The sequence below is a fragment of the Aeromonas molluscorum genome, from assembly GCF_051376105.1.
Taxonomy (GTDB): domain Bacteria; phylum Pseudomonadota; class Gammaproteobacteria; order Enterobacterales; family Aeromonadaceae; genus Aeromonas; species Aeromonas molluscorum.
The window spans coordinates 876,570-892,258 of sequence record NZ_JBPQCY010000001.1; the positions used below are offsets into that span (position 1 = coordinate 876,570).

The 15,689-nt window shown below is 60.7% G+C and carries 15 protein-coding genes; 12 read left to right on the forward strand and 3 right to left on the reverse strand.

Translation table 11 applies throughout. The features are described from left to right. Position 1 precedes the first annotated feature (1 nt). The 4 genes from ACSMDR_RS04160 to ACSMDR_RS04175 all read left to right on the forward strand — a co-directional run bounded on the left by ACSMDR_RS04160 (position 2) and on the right by ACSMDR_RS04175 (position 4,221). A complete protein-coding gene (locus ACSMDR_RS04160) occupies positions 2 to 1,540 on the forward strand; it encodes an inactive transglutaminase family protein (protein WP_436467163.1) in 1,539 nt (512 codons plus the stop codon). A gap of 3 nt (positions 1,541 to 1,543) precedes the next feature. Further along, complete coding sequence (locus ACSMDR_RS04165; RefSeq protein WP_005894394.1) at positions 1,544 to 2,509, forward strand: alpha-L-glutamate ligase-like protein; 966 nt, start codon at positions 1,544 to 1,546, stop codon at positions 2,507 to 2,509. A gap of 241 nt (positions 2,510 to 2,750) precedes the next feature. Beyond that, the gene (locus ACSMDR_RS04170; protein ID WP_005894392.1) at positions 2,751 to 3,677 is read left to right on the forward strand and encodes a hydrogen peroxide-inducible genes activator; all 927 of its coding nucleotides are present in this window, start codon (positions 2,751 to 2,753) and stop codon (positions 3,675 to 3,677) included. Between the two features lie 76 nt (positions 3,678 to 3,753). Then, positions 3,754 to 4,221, forward strand: coding sequence for a C40 family peptidase (locus ACSMDR_RS04175; protein WP_436467166.1), 468 nt, complete (start codon positions 3,754 to 3,756; stop codon positions 4,219 to 4,221). Positions 4,222 to 4,265: 44 nt separating this feature from the next. Here the strand turns inward: ACSMDR_RS04175 and ACSMDR_RS04180 are convergent, their stop codons facing one another. Then, complete coding sequence (locus ACSMDR_RS04180; RefSeq protein WP_005894388.1) at positions 4,266 to 4,559, reverse strand: hypothetical protein; 294 nt, start codon at positions 4,557 to 4,559, stop codon at positions 4,266 to 4,268. A 211-nt stretch (positions 4,560 to 4,770) separates the two neighbouring features. On the opposite strand from ACSMDR_RS04180, the gene ACSMDR_RS04185 reads away from it, so the two are divergent. Beyond that, positions 4,771 to 6,177, forward strand: coding sequence for a coniferyl aldehyde dehydrogenase (locus ACSMDR_RS04185; protein ID WP_436467168.1), 1,407 nt, complete (start codon positions 4,771 to 4,773; stop codon positions 6,175 to 6,177). Between the two features lie 60 nt (positions 6,178 to 6,237). Here the strand turns inward: ACSMDR_RS04185 and cysM are convergent, their stop codons facing one another. Next, positions 6,238 to 7,128 carry a cysteine synthase CysM gene (cysM, locus tag ACSMDR_RS04190; RefSeq protein WP_436467170.1) on the reverse strand — a complete coding sequence of 297 codons (891 nt, stop codon included), beginning with the start codon at positions 7,126 to 7,128 and terminating at the stop codon, positions 6,238 to 6,240. A 186-nt stretch (positions 7,129 to 7,314) separates the two neighbouring features. Between cysM and ACSMDR_RS04195 the strand changes: the two genes are divergently transcribed. The 7 genes from ACSMDR_RS04195 to ACSMDR_RS04225 all read left to right on the forward strand — a co-directional run bounded on the left by ACSMDR_RS04195 (position 7,315) and on the right by ACSMDR_RS04225 (position 14,676). Further along, positions 7,315 to 7,572, forward strand: coding sequence for a GNAT family N-acetyltransferase (locus ACSMDR_RS04195; RefSeq protein ID WP_436467172.1), 258 nt, complete (start codon positions 7,315 to 7,317; stop codon positions 7,570 to 7,572). After that, on the forward strand, positions 7,562 to 8,158 hold the full coding sequence (locus tag ACSMDR_RS04200) for a nucleotidyltransferase family protein (RefSeq protein WP_436467174.1): 597 nt from the start codon (positions 7,562 to 7,564) through the stop codon (positions 8,156 to 8,158). The genes ACSMDR_RS04195 and ACSMDR_RS04200 overlap by 11 nt, the downstream gene beginning before the upstream one ends. 103 nt (positions 8,159 to 8,261) lie before the next feature. Continuing rightward, complete coding sequence (locus ACSMDR_RS04205; RefSeq protein ID WP_436468193.1) at positions 8,262 to 10,085, forward strand: SulP family inorganic anion transporter; 1,824 nt, start codon at positions 8,262 to 8,264, stop codon at positions 10,083 to 10,085. Between the two features lie 135 nt (positions 10,086 to 10,220). Further along, complete coding sequence (locus tag ACSMDR_RS04210) at positions 10,221 to 11,567, forward strand: MATE family efflux transporter (RefSeq protein WP_005894375.1); 1,347 nt, start codon at positions 10,221 to 10,223, stop codon at positions 11,565 to 11,567. A gap of 11 nt (positions 11,568 to 11,578) precedes the next feature. Next, the gene (locus tag ACSMDR_RS04215; protein WP_436467177.1) at positions 11,579 to 12,172 is read left to right on the forward strand and encodes a hypothetical protein; all 594 of its coding nucleotides are present in this window, start codon (positions 11,579 to 11,581) and stop codon (positions 12,170 to 12,172) included. Positions 12,173 to 12,488: 316 nt separating this feature from the next. Beyond that, positions 12,489 to 12,707, forward strand: a complete 219-nt coding sequence (locus tag ACSMDR_RS04220) for an HP1242/YdcH family protein (RefSeq protein WP_005894371.1) — start codon at positions 12,489 to 12,491, stop codon at positions 12,705 to 12,707. Between the two features lie 172 nt (positions 12,708 to 12,879). Beyond that, complete coding sequence (locus ACSMDR_RS04225) at positions 12,880 to 14,676, forward strand: MOSC N-terminal beta barrel domain-containing protein (protein WP_005894369.1); 1,797 nt, start codon at positions 12,880 to 12,882, stop codon at positions 14,674 to 14,676. A 119-nt stretch (positions 14,677 to 14,795) separates the two neighbouring features. On the opposite strand, the gene htpX is transcribed toward ACSMDR_RS04225, so the two are convergent. Beyond that, a complete protein-coding gene (gene htpX / locus ACSMDR_RS04230) occupies positions 14,796 to 15,671 on the reverse strand; it encodes a protease HtpX (RefSeq protein WP_005894367.1) in 876 nt (291 codons plus the stop codon). Positions 15,672 to 15,689 lie beyond the last annotated feature (18 nt).

A 15,689-nucleotide genomic window follows, 5' to 3' on the forward strand; every position in this document is an offset into this window, starting at 1 on the left:
CATGGTTTCCCGTAAGCCGTTTTATTTGCTGGTTGCCCTGCTGTTCATCGTCGGCATGGGGATGACCATCTATCACCATATTGCCCTGGACGTGCCGCTCACCCCGGGTGAGAAGCGCCAGATCTGGTCCATCGAGGCCAAGCTGGAGTTCGATGCGACCGGGGAACCCGTCATCGCCTCCCTGGCCATTCCGGGTACCCAGCCGGGTTATACCCTGATGAACGAGAACGCGGCGAGTCCGGGTTATGGCCTGTCGTTTGTCGAGAAGAACGGGGATGCCCGGGCCGAGTGGTCCATCCGCTCCGCGACCGGTCGCCAGGAGCTCTACTATCGGGTCGACATGATGGCCGATGCCCATGCCAAACCCGCCGCCCTGGCCCAGCCCCCCGCCATCGAGAAGCAGATCGAGAGTGAGCCTTACGCCACGGCCATGAAGCAGATCCTCGAACGCGCCCAGGAGCGATCCGCCGATGGTTACACCCTGACCCGCGAGATCATCAAGGAGATCGAGAAGCAGGAGCAGAACGCCCAACTGCTGAAATCTCACAAGAGCCGCGCCAATCTGATTGCCGAACTGCTCAACAACGCCGACGTGCCGACTCGGGTCGTCCATGCCCTGAGCCTGGAGGATGGTCGCCGTCGCCAGGAGTTGGTCGACTATTTGCAGGTGTTCAACAGCCCGACCGATTATCAGCTGTTCAACCCGGAGACCGGCGAACAGGGCCGCCCCGCCAATCTGCTGCTGTGGGAGTACAACTCCGGTGCCCTGCTGGATGTGACCGGTGGTCATAATTCCAAGGTCACCTTCTCGATGATCGCTCAGGAACAGCCCGTCAGTGTGGCGTTGGCCCAGAAGTTCGAGCAGTCCGAGATGATGAACTTCTCCATCCACAGCTTGCCGCTGGAAGAGCAAGCCCTGTTCAAGGGTCTGCTGCTGATCCCCATAGGCGTGCTGATGGTGGTGTTCCTGCGGGTCATGGTCGGTATCAAAACCTCGGGCACCTTCATGCCGGTGCTGATTGCAGTCGCCTTCATCCAGACTCAGCTCATCACGGGGCTGGTCGGTTTCCTGCTGATCGTCGGTACCGGTCTTGTCATTCGCTCCTACCTGTCGCGGCTCAACTTGCTGCTGGTGGCCCGAATATCGGCGATCATCATCATGGTGATCTCGATGATTGGTCTCTTCTCGGCCTTGGCCTTCAAGCTGGGACTGACCAGCGGGGTGAAGATCACCTTCTTCCCGATGATCATCCTCTCCTGGACCATAGAGCGCATGTCCATCCTCTGGGAAGAAGAGGGATCCAAAGAGGTGTTCCGCCAAGGCGGTGGTTCCTTGCTGGTGGCGGTCATCGCCTACCTGGCCATGGACAACGAGCTGATCCGTCACCTCACCTTCAACTTCCTCGGCCTGCAGCTGGTGCTGATGGCAACCGTGCTGGTGATGGGTAACTACACAGGTTACAAACTGAGCGAGCTCAAGCGTTTCAAGCCGCTGGTGGATGAGATGAAGTCCGGCGTCACACCGGGTAAGGACAAGTAACAGATGTGGTTCTGGGAAAAATACACCAGCCCGTGGAGCCTGGCCCAGTCAGGCATCCTCGGCATGAACAAGCGCAACCACACCTATATCAGCCGCTATAATCCGCGCAACCTCTATCCACTAGTGGATGACAAGTTGCAGACCAAGAAGATAGCGCTGGATGCCGGAGTGACAGTGCCTGATCTCATCGGGACCATTCGCGAGCAGCATGATGTGGCCCGCATCACCGAGCTGGTCAAGGAGTGGCCGGGCTTTTGCATCAAACCGGCCCGGGGCTCGGGGGGCAAAGGGATATTGGTGATCCTGCGCCAGGAAGATGGCCTCTTCTACAAACCCAACGGTAGCGCCTCCAATGGCCAGGATCTGGAGCGCCATGTCTCCAACATACTGGCCGGGCTCTATTCTCTCGGCGGCAAGCCTGACGTGGCGCTGGTGGAAGGCCTCATCAACTTCGATGATGTGTTCGACGGCTACTCGTTTGAAGGGGTGCCCGATGCCCGGGTGATCATCTTCAAGGGCTTCCCGGTGATGGCCATGATGCGCCTCTCTACCGCGGCATCGGACGGCAAGGCGAACCTGCATCAGGGCGCCGTGGGGGTGGGCCTGTGCCTGCGTACCGGCCGGGCGCTGCGGGCGGTGCAGTTTGGCAACCCCCTGCGCCACCACCCGGACACCGGCCTGGACTTGTACGAGCTCAAGGTTCCTCACTGGGATATCTTGCTGACGCTGGCGGCATCTTGCTACGAGATGTCCGGCCTGGGTTATATCGGTACCGACATGGTGCTCGACAAGTTCCGTGGCCCCATGCTGCTCGAGCTCAACGCCCGCCCCGGCCTCGCCATCCAGATAGCCAACGGCCGCGGCCTGGTCCCCAATCTCAAGACCATAGAGAAGCTGGGTTCCACCAAGATGACGGTGGCGCAGCGCGTCGCCTTCTCCAAGGAACACTTCGGCATCTTCGAAGAGTGATGGGAGTGCAGCACCATCGACCCAAGAGCGCGCCTTCGGGCGCGTTTTTCATTGGCAAACCCCGATTCGTCACTCGCACAGCCGCTCCGCTTGCCCGCCATCCCCGGGGATGAAGCTTGCGACAGGCTGAACACAGGGAGGCTTTCAGCCTGTCAGCGTCCTTTATTAAAGCGACAAAAAACGGCACCAATGTTAGATTAGTTAAATCAAATTAAATAGATAGAACGGATCAGGTACTCCTATGCAACGCTGGCCCAGCCTGAAACAGCTCCAATATCTGATAGCGCTCGACGAACACAAGAACTTCAACCGCGCCGCCAAGGCGTGCCATGTCAGCCAGTCTACTCTGAGCACCGGCATCCAGACCCTGGAGGACATGATGAACCTGCAACTGGTGGAGCGCGACCACAAAAGCTTCATCATGACCCCCATCGGCCTGGATGTGGTCGAGCGGGCCCGAAACCTGCTTTCCGACGCCCGGGATCTGATGGAACTCGGCCAGCAGCAGGGTGGCGTCATGCAGGGCACGGTGCGGCTCGGCTGCATTCCGACCATAGCCCCCTTCCTGCTCAGCAAGCTGGTGCAGCGCTGCGCCAAAACCTATCCGGACCTGGAGCTGTTGCTGCGTGAAGACACCACCAGCAACCTGCTCAAGCAGCTGGAGCAGGGGCAGCTCGATCTGCTGATCCTGGCGTTACCCATCGAAATCGGCGGTTTCCATTGCAAGCCGGTCGGTCAGGATCCCTTCCACATGGTGATGCCCAGCGACATGGCGGCGGGGCTGCACATGCCGTTCGACTATAAAGAGCTGCCCAGTCAGAGCATCTTCCTGCTCGAGCGCGAGCACTGCCTGACCGAGCATGCGGTGAGCGCCTGTCGACTGCGCGACAAGAGCAAGATCAATCCCTTTGCCGCCACCAGCCTGCACACGCTCGTGCAGATGGTCGGCGCCGGGTTAGGCACGACCTTCTTGCCGCAGATGGCCATAGACGCCGGCATCCTGGATAACACTGATCTGGTGGCCATCCCGCTGCCGGGTGAACAAGCTTATCGGGAGATAGGCCTGGTGTGGCGCCCCAGTACCACCCGGGTGCAGACCTTCTACAAGCTGGCAGAGCTGGTCAAACCGCTGATCGAGCCCCAGCCTGAGCCGGTTTTCCCGCAGTGAAGGGGCTGCTCTCAGCCATGGTGAGCAGCAAGTCTTGCGCTCTTGGGCACGTGCGGGTTCTATGTATGGGAGAGTGATGCTGATGAAACTGATCCTGCCTCTGCTTGCCCTGTTGCTGGCCGCCTGCTCCAGCACACCCGAGCCGGTAGCGCCCTCAACCCCTGACAGAGCCTTCGACGGCTTCTTTCAACAGTGGCGCGGCGTTCCCTATCGCATGGGCGGTACCAACCGGGCCGGGCTCGACTGCTCCGCCTTCACCCAGCTCGCTTACCAGCAAGTGCTGGGCTTCCAGCTGCCCCGCACCACAGAGTCCCAGGCCGATCTCGGCGAGGCCATAGCACGCAGCGAGCTCCGTCATGGAGATCTGGTGTTCTTCAAGACGGGTTGGGATCAGTATCACGTCGGCGTCTATACCGGCGCAGGCGAATTTATCCACGCCTCCACCAGCAAGGGAGTGATCCGCTCACGCCTCGACAACGTCTACTGGCGCAAGCACTACTGGCAGGCGCGCCGCCTGACCTCAGTCACCGGGCCCTCGGGCTGACATCAATCAGGCCCCATCGGGGCCTGATTGCTGCTTGAAACCGACTACGCCTTGCGGTGCCAGCGTGGTGAGCTGGCGGTCTCTCCCCAAGGGGTGACACAAGCCAGATGAGCCCCCTCTATGAGGCGATCGCTGGATCCGAGCACCTCGCCCACCTGGCGATGGATCAGCTTGAGCACAGGCAAGGGCTGCTCCGCCAGAGAGTGTCCAGCCGCAAAGTAGGCTCCCTGATGATGCAGCGCCAACTTCTGGACGAACTCATAGGTATTGAAGCTGGCAGGCATACGGTCTACCACATCATTGACCTTGGTCAGCAAGCGTTCCAATTCCTCTGTCATGGCACTCTCTCCCTCTGCTGTGATGAGATATAAATTACCCCAAAATGGTTAGTTTTGGCCAGTGCCAAAGATGTCCATGGGCTGTAAAAAGCATACTGTCACCGAAAGTGGGCGACGGCGCACGCTTCGCCGCCGATCCCGGGCCTGTGGCTTTACAGGATGCGCGAGGCCGGGTTAACGTCCCCGGACCCAATTCTGTCCGGGAGCCCCTATGGAACAGGCCATGCATTATGCCACCCAGCTGGATCGACTCAAGTCAGCCTATCAGGCCGCCCCAGCCCCGTCACTTACCGAGCGACTGGCCAGACTAGCGCGACTAGAGCAAGCCCTGCTGAGCCACAAGGAGGCCCTCTGTCGGGCGCTGGCCAACGACTATGGCAAACGCAGCCGAGCCGATAGTCTGCTCGCCGATATACTGCCCTGCCTCACCCAGCTCAAACATGTGCGCAGACACCTCAAGAAGTGGATGGCCCCGAGTCGACGTAGCCCGGGGCTGCTGCTCACTCCTGCCCGGCTTGAGGTGGTCTATCAGCCCCTGGGCGTCGTGGGCATAGTGGTGCCCTGGAACTTCCCGGTGATGCTGAGCCTGGGGCCACTCATCGGTGCCATTTCTGCCGGCAACAGAGCCATGCTCAAACTCTCCGAGTTCACCCCGGCCACCAATGCAGTCCTCATCCAGCTGCTGAGCGATGCCTTCGAGCAGGACGAGGTGGTAGTCTGCGAGGGGGATGCCCAGCAAGGGGCGGCCTTCTGCGCCCTCCCCTTCGATCATCTGCTGTTTACCGGCTCGACCAGCATAGGTCGGCAGGTGATGGCCGGCGCCGCCCGCCAGCTCACCCCACTCACCCTGGAACTCGGCGGCAAATCCCCCTGCCTCATCGGGCCTGACATGCCGATGAGCCTGGCGGTGGAACGAGTACTGTATGGCAAGAGTCTCAATGCAGGCCAGGTCTGTGTCGCGCCCGACTATGTGCTGCTGCCCAGGGGGCAGGAGGGCGCGTTTATCCAGGCTTATCGCGAACGCTTCTTGCGCCTCTACCCTCAGGGATTGGCGAGCGATGACTACGCCTCCATCATCAACCTGCGCCAGTATCAACGGCTTATCGACTGGCTGGAGGAGGCCGTTGCCGCCGGCGCCCAGGCTCACCCTTGCGCCACCCCGGCCCGGGATGACGAACAGCGCCGATTGCTGCCCCATCTGTTGACCGAGCTGCCCGGCCACTGCCAACTGATGCGAGAGGAGATCTTCGGCCCCCTGCTGCCACTGGTGCCCTATGACAGCCTCGATGAGGCCATTACCTATATCCAGAGCAGACCCAGGCCCCTGGCACTCTATCTGATGAGCCTGGATCCCGAGTTGCAGGCCAGGGTGATCAGAGAGACGCACTCCGGTGGGGTCGCCATCAATGAGACCCTGCAGCAGGTTGCGGCGGACGATGCGCCTTTCGGGGGCATAGGCCCATCAGGCATGGGCCACTACCATGGCCGGGAGGGGTTTCTCACCTTCTCCAAGGCCAAGACGGTGCTGCGCCGGGGCAAGTGGAGCCCGGGTATCCTGCTCCAGCCGCCCTATGATCGCTGGTACAAGAAGCTGCTGCTGAGCTGGTTGATCCGCTAAGCGCTCAATAAACAGCGGGGGCCCATGGCCCCTGCTGTTTATTGATTTATGCCAGGAAGTTCAGATCGGGGCATCGAACACCCCGGTGGAGAGGTAGCGATCCCCTCGATCGCAGATAATAGCGACGATCACTCCCTGCTCAAGCTCGGCGGCGACACGCAGTGCTCCCGCCACTGCCCCTCCCGAGCTGACGCCGCAACAAATCCCCTCTTCCCTGGCCAGACGGCGCATGGTGGCAAGCGCCTCCGCCTGGGTGATGTCCAGCACCCGATCAACCCGCTCAGGCTCGAAAATGGCGGGCTGGTAAGCGGCGGGCCAACGGCGGATCCCCGGAATTTGACTCCCTTCCGCCGGTTGTAGACCGACGACCTGCACCGCCGGGTTCTGCTCCTTGAGATAACGAGAGACCCCCATGATGGTACCAGTGGTGCCCATGGCCGAGACGAAGTGAGTGATGGCTTCGCCACTCTGGCGCCAGATTTCGGGGCCTGTGCTCTGGTAATGGGCCTGCGGGTTGGCAGGATTGTTGAACTGATCCAGCACCAACCCCTCTCCCTTGGCCCCCATGGCCTGCGCCAGATCCCTCGCCCCCTCCATGCCATTGTCGACCAGCACCAGCTCGGCACCATAGGCTTGCATGGCGGCGCGGCGCTCCTGGCTCATGTTGCTCGGCATGATGAGCCGCATCCGGTAGCCCTTGGTGGCCGCCACCATGGCCAAGGCGATACCGGTATTGCCCGAGGTGGCCTCGATCAGTCTGGCGCCGGGCGGTAAGCGACCGCTCGCTTCGGCGGCGAGAATGAGGTTCAACGCAGGCCTGTCCTTGACCGAACCGGCAGGGTTGTTGCCCTCCAGCTTGACCAAAATGGTGACTCCCGCATGGGGATTGATACGCTGCAGGCGCACCAGCGGGGTATCGCCTATCAAATCGTCTAGGGTGGCAAAGGCCATCGTGGCTTCCTGTGCAAATGCGCGGATGAGTTGGCGCAGCTAACGTGGCATCATGAGTGTCATCAGACAAGGGGCGGTGATGGGGTCGCCCCGCAACCTGGCCCTTCCATGAGGGGGATCAGTGTAAGCGAGCTCGTCACCCCGGCAAAGGGCCATGCGCCGGCGTGGCCATGAACAGGAGTTGCCATGACAGACATCATCCATGATCCGCAGCAGCAAGCCTTCCTCTGCGTGGTTGACGGCCATGAGGCGCGCCTGCGCTACCGATTGCTCGACCAACACCAGGTCGATGCCTATAGCACCTTAGTGCCCGGCGAACTGCGCGGTCAGGGGCTGGCAGACCAGCTGGCCCGGGCCTTCTTCGACTGGTGCAAGGGACAAAATCTCGAGATAATCCCGAGCTGCAGCTATATCGAGACCTGGTTGCGACGCCATGGCGGTTGAGCTCTCGGCTCCCATGAGTGACGCTCTCGAGCCCCGGCTGAGGGTGCAGACCGAGGCACTGCTGCGCGCCGACCCCTATCGCATGGCCTGCCTGAAGATGGCCGCCACGCTGGAGCTGCCTGACTGGGCGCTCGGGGCAGGCTTTGTACGCAACCTCATCTGGGATCATCTGCACCATAACGCCGAGCCGACCCCGCTCAACGACCTGGATCTTGTCTATCTGGATCCGGCAGATATTAAGGGAACACAAGAGTCGGCCCACGAAGCCTGGTTGAGCGCGCGTCTGGCCGGTCGCTGGCAGGTGCGCAATCAGGCCCGCATGCACCTTCGCCAGGGAGTGGCCCCCTTTGACAGCAGCGAGCAAGCTCTGGGTCACTGGGTCGAACTGCCCACCTGCGTCGGAGTGCGCCTGCTACCGGATGGTAAATTGCACTGGCTGGCCCCCTTTGGTCTGACCAGCTGCTGGTCCCTTGAGGTTCTGCCCAACCCCCGTTGTCGGCAACCCCGGTCTGTGTTTGATGAGCGGGTCGCCGCCAAGGCATGGCGCCGACTCTGGCCTCAGCTCTGGATCCCTCAATCAGGATGACGCTAGCCCAGGCTGCTTGCCACCCTCAGTAAAAAGCCACTTTGGCACAACAACTTAACTAAAGTGACTGATATACAGTGGCTTTTATAATACGGGTTTCATGATGCGCGATTTTTTCTCTCTCGAGCGCTGGCTGCCGGGCCTGGTTGCCTTGTTGCAATACCAACGGGCCTGGTTGCTGCCCGATGTTCGGGCCGGTTTCTCGGTGGCCGCCGTTGCGCTGCCTGTGGCTATCGCCTATGCCGAATTGACCGGTGTAGGTGCCATCGTCGGCCTCTACTCCTGCATATTGCCGATGATGGTTTACGCCCTGTTTGGCACCTCACGCCAGCTCATTGTCGGTCCCGATGCCGCTACCTGCGCCGTCATCGCCGCCGTGGTCGCCCCCCTTGCCGCAGGCGATGCGACCCGCCATTGGCAACTTGTCATGACGATGACCGCCATGACGGGCTTCTGGTGCCTGCTCGCCAGCCGCTTCAAGTTGGGGGTATTTGCCGATTTTCTCTCCCGGCCAATCTTGATGGGGTTGCTCAACGGGGTCGCCATCACCATCATGGTGGGTCAGCTCTCCAAGATCCTCGGCTTCACCTTTGACGAACGCTACCTCATCGAGCGGATCATGAGCGGTACCAACTATCTGGCGCGTACCCATCTGCCCACCCTGGCCATGAGCCTCTTCACCCTGCTCATCTTGCTGCTCAGCAAACGTTACCGGCCGGGCTGGCCCTCCTCCATGGTGGCCATGGTGGCCACGGCTGCCCTGGTATGGGCGGGTCATCTGGGTCAGTTCGGGATTGATACCCTGGGCACCATTGGCTCGGGCCTGCCCGCCTTCCAGATGCCGGAGTTTCCCCCCGGGCTGCTGCGTGAACTGGTGCTACCCGCCCTCAACCTTGCCATGGTGAGCTTTGTCTCCATGATGCTCACTGCCCGCAGCTTTGCCGCCAAAAATGGCTATGAGATTGATGCAGACAAGGAGTTCAGGGCGCTGGGCATGGCCAATCTCGCCTCCGCCGTCTCCCAGGGCTTTGCCATCAGTGGCGCCGACTCGCGCACCGCGGTCAACGATGCCAACGGTGGCAAGAGCCAGCTGGTCTCCATCATCGCCGCCATCATCATCGGCTTCATTGCCTTCTACCTGACCTCACCGCTGCAATATATCCCCACCGCCGCCCTCGGGGTGGTACTGGTGATGGCATCCATCTCCCTGCTCGATCTCAAGGGGTTGTGGGCGCTGAAGGATTCCGATCGCGCCGCCTTCTGGCTGGCGCTGATCACCTTTATCAGCGTGCTCACCATGGGGGTCATCCCCGGCATCACGCTCGCGGTGCTGCTTGGATTGTTCCAGTTCCTGCGCAACGTGATGCGCCCGACGGATCAACTGCTCGGCATGGATGATGAAGGGGTGGTTCGCACCCTGGGCGACAACGAACAGGCCAAGGCGATCCCGGGGGTGCTGGTCTACCGCTTCAACTCACCGCTCACCTACTTCAACGCCCCCTACTTCAAACGGCGAGTGCTGGCGCTGCTGGTGCAGGATCCCCATAGCCCCCAGTGTCTGGTGGTGGATGCCGTGGCCTGTTTCACTCATCAGGACATCAGCGTGATGAGCATGGTCGGCGAGCTGCACCGCGAGTTGAAACGCCGTGGTATCCACATGGTAATGGCGGGGCGCCACGGCCAGCTCAGCCACTGGTTCCGCCAGGCCGGGATCCGGGTCGGCGACGAAGGCATCATCCTCTGCCCCGACATGTATCAGGCACTGCGCATGACCCGTTGCTACCGCGAGCCCCTGTTCAAGGATGACGACGTAGTGGAGAGCACCACTAACGCTATCCTCTCCCAGTGGCCCAAAGATGATGCGCTGCCGGACTCGGCGCGGCTCACCCTCCCCTGCGAGCAAGAGGCGAGTACCACTCAAGCCTGATTGGGCGCCAGTCCATCCGAATGGCGATGGTCTGGCGCTATCCTCTCAGAGCAAGATTGCACCCCGCAGACTCTTGGTGTTAAATGCCCGTCCAGATGGCCCTGACGAGGGCCATCCCCAGTATTTGGACTCCCCATGCACACTCAATCCCAAGCCGGACCTGGCACGCTGTTCGCGCTGACCTGGCCGCTGTTTATCGATCTCGCCCTGCACTTCCTGACCGGGGCCCTCAACACCTTCATGGTGGGTCACGTCTCCTACCAGGGGGTGGCGGCGCTGGCGGTCGGTAATCAGGTGTTCGATCTGGCCATCACCCTGTTCAGCTTCGTCAGCATAGGCACCAGCGTGGTGATCACCCAGTATCTGGGCGCAGGCGATCGGGAGAAGGCACGTATCGTCATCCACACGGCCATCGGCTTCAATCTGCTGGTCGGGCTGGTCGCCGCTGTGGGAGTCATGCTGGGAGCGGCCCCCATGCTGGCCTTGATGAACCTGCCCGATCACCTGATGGGCGATGCCCTGCTTTACCTCCAGATCATCGGCCTGTGCCTGCTGCCCGAGGCCGCCGCCCTCTGTCTCGCATCCACCCTGCGCGCCCACGGTCATACCCGTCAGGCCATGTATGTGACCCTGATAGTCAACCTCATCACCTTCGTCGGCAACTTGTTGCTGCTCTATGGCTGGTTTGGCCTGCCACAACTCGGAGTGGCCGGGGTCGCCATCAGCACAGTCGTGGGTCGTCTGGTTGGCGTGGTACTGCTGGTCTGGCTGGTAGCGCGCAAGACGGGGATCCGGCTGCGCCTGCCAGAGATCCTCAAACCCAGCCGTCCCATGCTGCGCAAGGTGTTGCATATCGGCCTGCCGGCGGCGGGGGAGAACCTCTCCTGGATGCTGCAGTTCATGGTGGTAACGGCCTTCGTCGGCCTGCTCGGTGACAAGGCGCTGGCGACCCAGAGCTACTTCTTCCAGATCTGCCTGTTCATTCTGCTGTTCGGCCTCTCCATCGGCCTTGGCAACGAGATCATCATCGGTCACCTGGCCGGCGCCCGCCGCTTCGAGCAGGCTTACGCCCAGCTGTTGCACAGCCTCAAGCTGGGGTTGATCGTCACCACCCTGATCGCCATTGCCGTGGCCATCAGCGGACGGCAGATTATCAGTCTGTTCACCGCAGATGGCGACATCATCGACATGGTGGCTCAGCTGTTTCTCATCAGCCTGATCCTCGAACCTGGCCGCACCTTCAACCTGGTGGTGATCAACGCCCTGCGCGCCACCGGGGATGCCCGTTTCCCGCTCTACATGGCACTGCTGTCCATGTGGGGCATCGCCGTTCCCCTTTCCTATTACCTTGGTATCATGCAAGGCTATGGACTGGTCGGCATCTGGCTGGCGCTCGCCTGTGATGAATGGGTTCGCGGACTGGCCATGTTCTGGCGCTGGCGCAGTCGTCGCTGGCAAAACAAACTCCTAGTTGAAACATAAGCGGGATCAGAATGAAGAAAATCGGACTCTTGTTGGCTACTCTGCTGCTCAGCCCTCTGGCCCTGGCGCAAACGGATGCCACTGCCCCCAAGGCGCAAGCGCCCCAGACCTGGTATGTGGCGCCCATCGTCATAGATGCAACAAACGAGGCCCAGAAGGCGCTGACCAAAGAGTTCACCGCCCAGATGATAAAGACCATCAAGATCAACGAGTATCAGACCGGCAAGGCCCTCGGCAAGACCAAGGATCCCAAATGGTTGATCCGCACCCAGCTGCTCCCGGCCAGCGATGCACCGCTGATTGGCAAGAAGCATCCCCAAGGGCTGACCTTCGGCAAGGGCCAACCCAGCCAGGAGATAGTCGGCGAGCTCATCATGAACGGCACCCTGGTGGCGCACATCGGCCAAGGCTGGCGTGAACCCATAGTCCCGGGCACACCTGTGGCCGACAAGATCACCATAGCCAACTACCGCTATGCCATCGGCAACGAGGCCAAGGCGGGAGATCTTGAGGAGCTGGCGGCCCAGATTGGTTTTGAAGCGGGCAAAGTCATCGCCCGTGATGGCAAGGCGCTGCCCGAGAAGACTAAGAAGAAAAAGGAGTAAGCCTGCACCCGCGGTTATCGCAATGACAACAAAGGGGCCTGTGGCCCCTTTGTTTATTCGGCCGATGACCCGCCTGCTGCGCTGTCACCTCCCGCATCGCTGTCCCTGTGCATTTTCTGTGACCTCCCCCCGATTTTTACCGAGACAATGCGCGCTGCGCGATAAAGTTATCAGTTGATTCAATCGCTTATGACAATGTTATGACAGCGATCTGGAGACAGCTCATAACTGCGATCTCGATCACATCTATCTCGAACTCCGAGGTGTAGTTTTAATCGTGTCGGCACACCCAAGCGCAACAAGGAGGCGACATTACATGTTCCCAGAGTACAGAGACCTTATCTCGCAACTGAAGAGCAGTGATGACCATTTCCATCAGAAGTTTGCCTTACACAACGAGCTGGACGGGACCATCAGAAAACTGGAAAAGCATCATGCCAGCGACTTCAGTCCTGAGTTGAGGGATCTGAAAAAACAGAAACTTAAACTCAAAGAGGAGATATACGACATCCTCAAACAACATCAGTCTCATTGAACGCCTAGAAAATTGATCGAGTGATTGCACGGATAAGCAATTTATCCTCTCAACCCGGCCCATAGGCCGGGTTTTTCGTTTGCCTCCCCCAGCACTGATTGCACCTCGATTGAGCTTTCGGGGTCAAACCGTTATCTTGTGCCCTCGCCCTGCCACGCTCAAGGAGAGCACCATGCCCCGTCTGGACAGCATTCACCTCTATCCCATCAAATCCACCGCGGGCATGACCCTGAACCGGGCCCGCGTTGGCGAGGAGGGACTGGATGGCGACCGGCGTTACATGGTGGTCAAGCCGGACGGCACCTTCATCACGGCCCGAACCCATCCCCAATTGCAGCAAGTCGTGGCCAGCCCCGTCGAGGGCGGCCTGCAACTGCGCTATCCGGGCCAGGAGCTGCTCACTCTGCTGGAACAGGATTTCCTGCTCACGCCTCAAGCCACCGGCGTCTGGGGTGACAGCTTTACCGCGCTGCGTACCCATGAGCTGGCGGATCACTGGCTGAGCCGGGTGGCCGGAGAGCCGGTACGCCTGCTCTGGCTTGGCGAACAATCGGCCCGTTTTCGCGATAAAACCGGCACCCGCGTCAGCTTCGCCGATGGTTATCCCCTGTTGCTGATAGGTCAGGCTTCCCTGGAGGATCTCAACTTGAGATCCGATGCATTGCATCAGATGAGCCAGTTTCGCACCAATCTGGTGGCCAGCGGTTTGCGCCCCTTCGAGGAAGATGGCTGGCGCCGTATTCGCATCGGTGAAGTCGAGTTCCTGATAGCCAAACCCTGCAGCCGCTGCATCATGACCACAGTCGAATCCGGATCCAGCCGCTTCAATGCGCTCAAGGAGCCGCTCGCCACTCTGACTCACTATCGTCGTGGCGAAGACGGCGAGGTCTATTTCGGCCAAAACCTGGTAGCCCTCAATGAGGGCTGGATCGCGGCTGGCAGTGAGATAGAGGTGCTGGAGCGGGTACGCCCTCAGGTCTACGGCAATGGCGCGCCGAAGAAGCGCGCCCTGATCTGCGTGGCACGCACACCCCTGGCCCGGGATCTGGAGACCTTCTGGTTCGAAGCCGAGGATGGCGAGCCCTTGCCCGACTACCAGGCGGGTCAACATCTGCCGCTGTTTGTCGATATCAAGGGGGAACGGGTGCAGCGCCGCTACACTCTCTGCTCGAGCCCGGATGCGCCGGGGCGCTATGCCATCGGCGTCAAGCGCCAGGCCGATGGCCGGCTCTCCCAGTGGCTGCACCGCCATCTCAAGGTAGGCGATCGCGTGCTGGCCAAGGATCCCGCCGGTGACTTCCAGCTTGGCGCTGAGCGCAAGTTGCTGCTGCTGTCTGCCGGTTCAGGCATCACCCCCATGCTTGCCATCGCCCGCACTCTGGCCCTGCGCGGCGAGCTCGGCGAAGTTCACTTCATGCATCAGTGCCGCAGCGAAGCTGACATTCCCGTCCCCGAGGAGTTGCATGCCCTGGCACGCCAAGGCATGCAACTGAGCCTTATCCTGAGCCAGGCTGACGGCCACTGGCAGGGGCTGCAAGGCCGACTCGGCGCCGAACACCTCGCCCTGGTACAGCATCTGTGCGAGCGAGACGTCTTTCTCTGCGGCCCCCAGGGATTCATGAGCAGGGCCATCACGCTGCTGCAAGGGGCCGGGGTGAAGCGCATTCGTCAGGAGAGTTTCGGTGGGGCCCCGCTCATCAGTGCCCGTCCCCACCAAGGGGTGACCTTGCAGATAGCAGGCAAGCGCTTTGCTGGCAATAACCAGGGCAGCATACTCGATCAGGCCAGCAAGCAGGGGCTGGACTTGCCCTGGAGCTGCCGGGCCGGGATCTGTGGCAGTTGCAAGCAGACGCTGGTTGCCGGTGAGGTTGAGCAGGCGAGCGCACCGGCTCTCACCGAGGCCGAGCGCGCTCAGGGCAAGATCCTGACCTGCTGTGCCATTCCTCTGACCGACATCGAAATAGCCTGACTCCGGCTGCCCCTGCCCCGTCAATCATCCCGGGCTGACAACACTGGGGTGATCGGTCAGCCAATTGGAAAATGCATAAAAAAACGGCTGCCGAGGCAGCCGTTTCATATGGCATGGGCTCACCCCTGACGCAGGGCTGCGATACGCTGCTCTATGGGCGGATGGCTCATGAAGAACTCACTCACCGAACGCTTGCCGTTGATGCCAAAGGCCATCATGGCGCCTTCCATCTGCGGCTCGGCACCGCGGGAGAGGCGCTGCAGCGCCGCTATCATCTTGTCACGACCCGCCAGCTTGGCGGCGCCGGCATCGGCCCGGAATTCACGCTGGCGGCTGAACCACATCACGATCATCGAGGCCAGCACACCGAAAATCATCTCCAGCACGAACACGGTGATCATGTAGGCAAACCCACCGGAGCTGCTGCTCTCTTCACTGTTGTTGGAGCTGAAGAAGTTGCTGATGACGCCAGCCACTATGCGGGCGAAGAACATCACGAAGGTGTTCACCACCCCCTGGATCAGGGTCAGAGTCACCATGTCGCCGTTAGCCACGTGGCTCACCTCATGGGCCAGCACGGCTTCGGCCTCGTCGCGGCTCATGCTGTAGAGCAGGCCGGAAGATACCGCTACCAGCGAGTCGTCCCGACGGGCTCCGGTGGCGAAGGCATTCATGTCAGCGGACTCATAGATGCCCACTTCCGGCATCTTGATCCCCGCTTCGCGGGCCTGACGGGCCACGGTACTGACTAGCCAGTGCTCGGTCTCGTTACGGGGCTGTTCGATGACCTGGACGCCATAGCTACGCTTGGCCATCCACTTGGACATCAGCAAAGAGATAAAGGAACCCCCAAAACCGAACACGGCACAGAAGATCAGCAAGCCAGAGATACTGGACTTGTTGATGCCAAGCACCGAGAACAGGATATTGAGTACCACCCCCAGCACCAGCATGACGGCCAGGTTGGTCACCAGGAATAGCATAATTCGCTTCATATAGACTCCTTGTGAGAA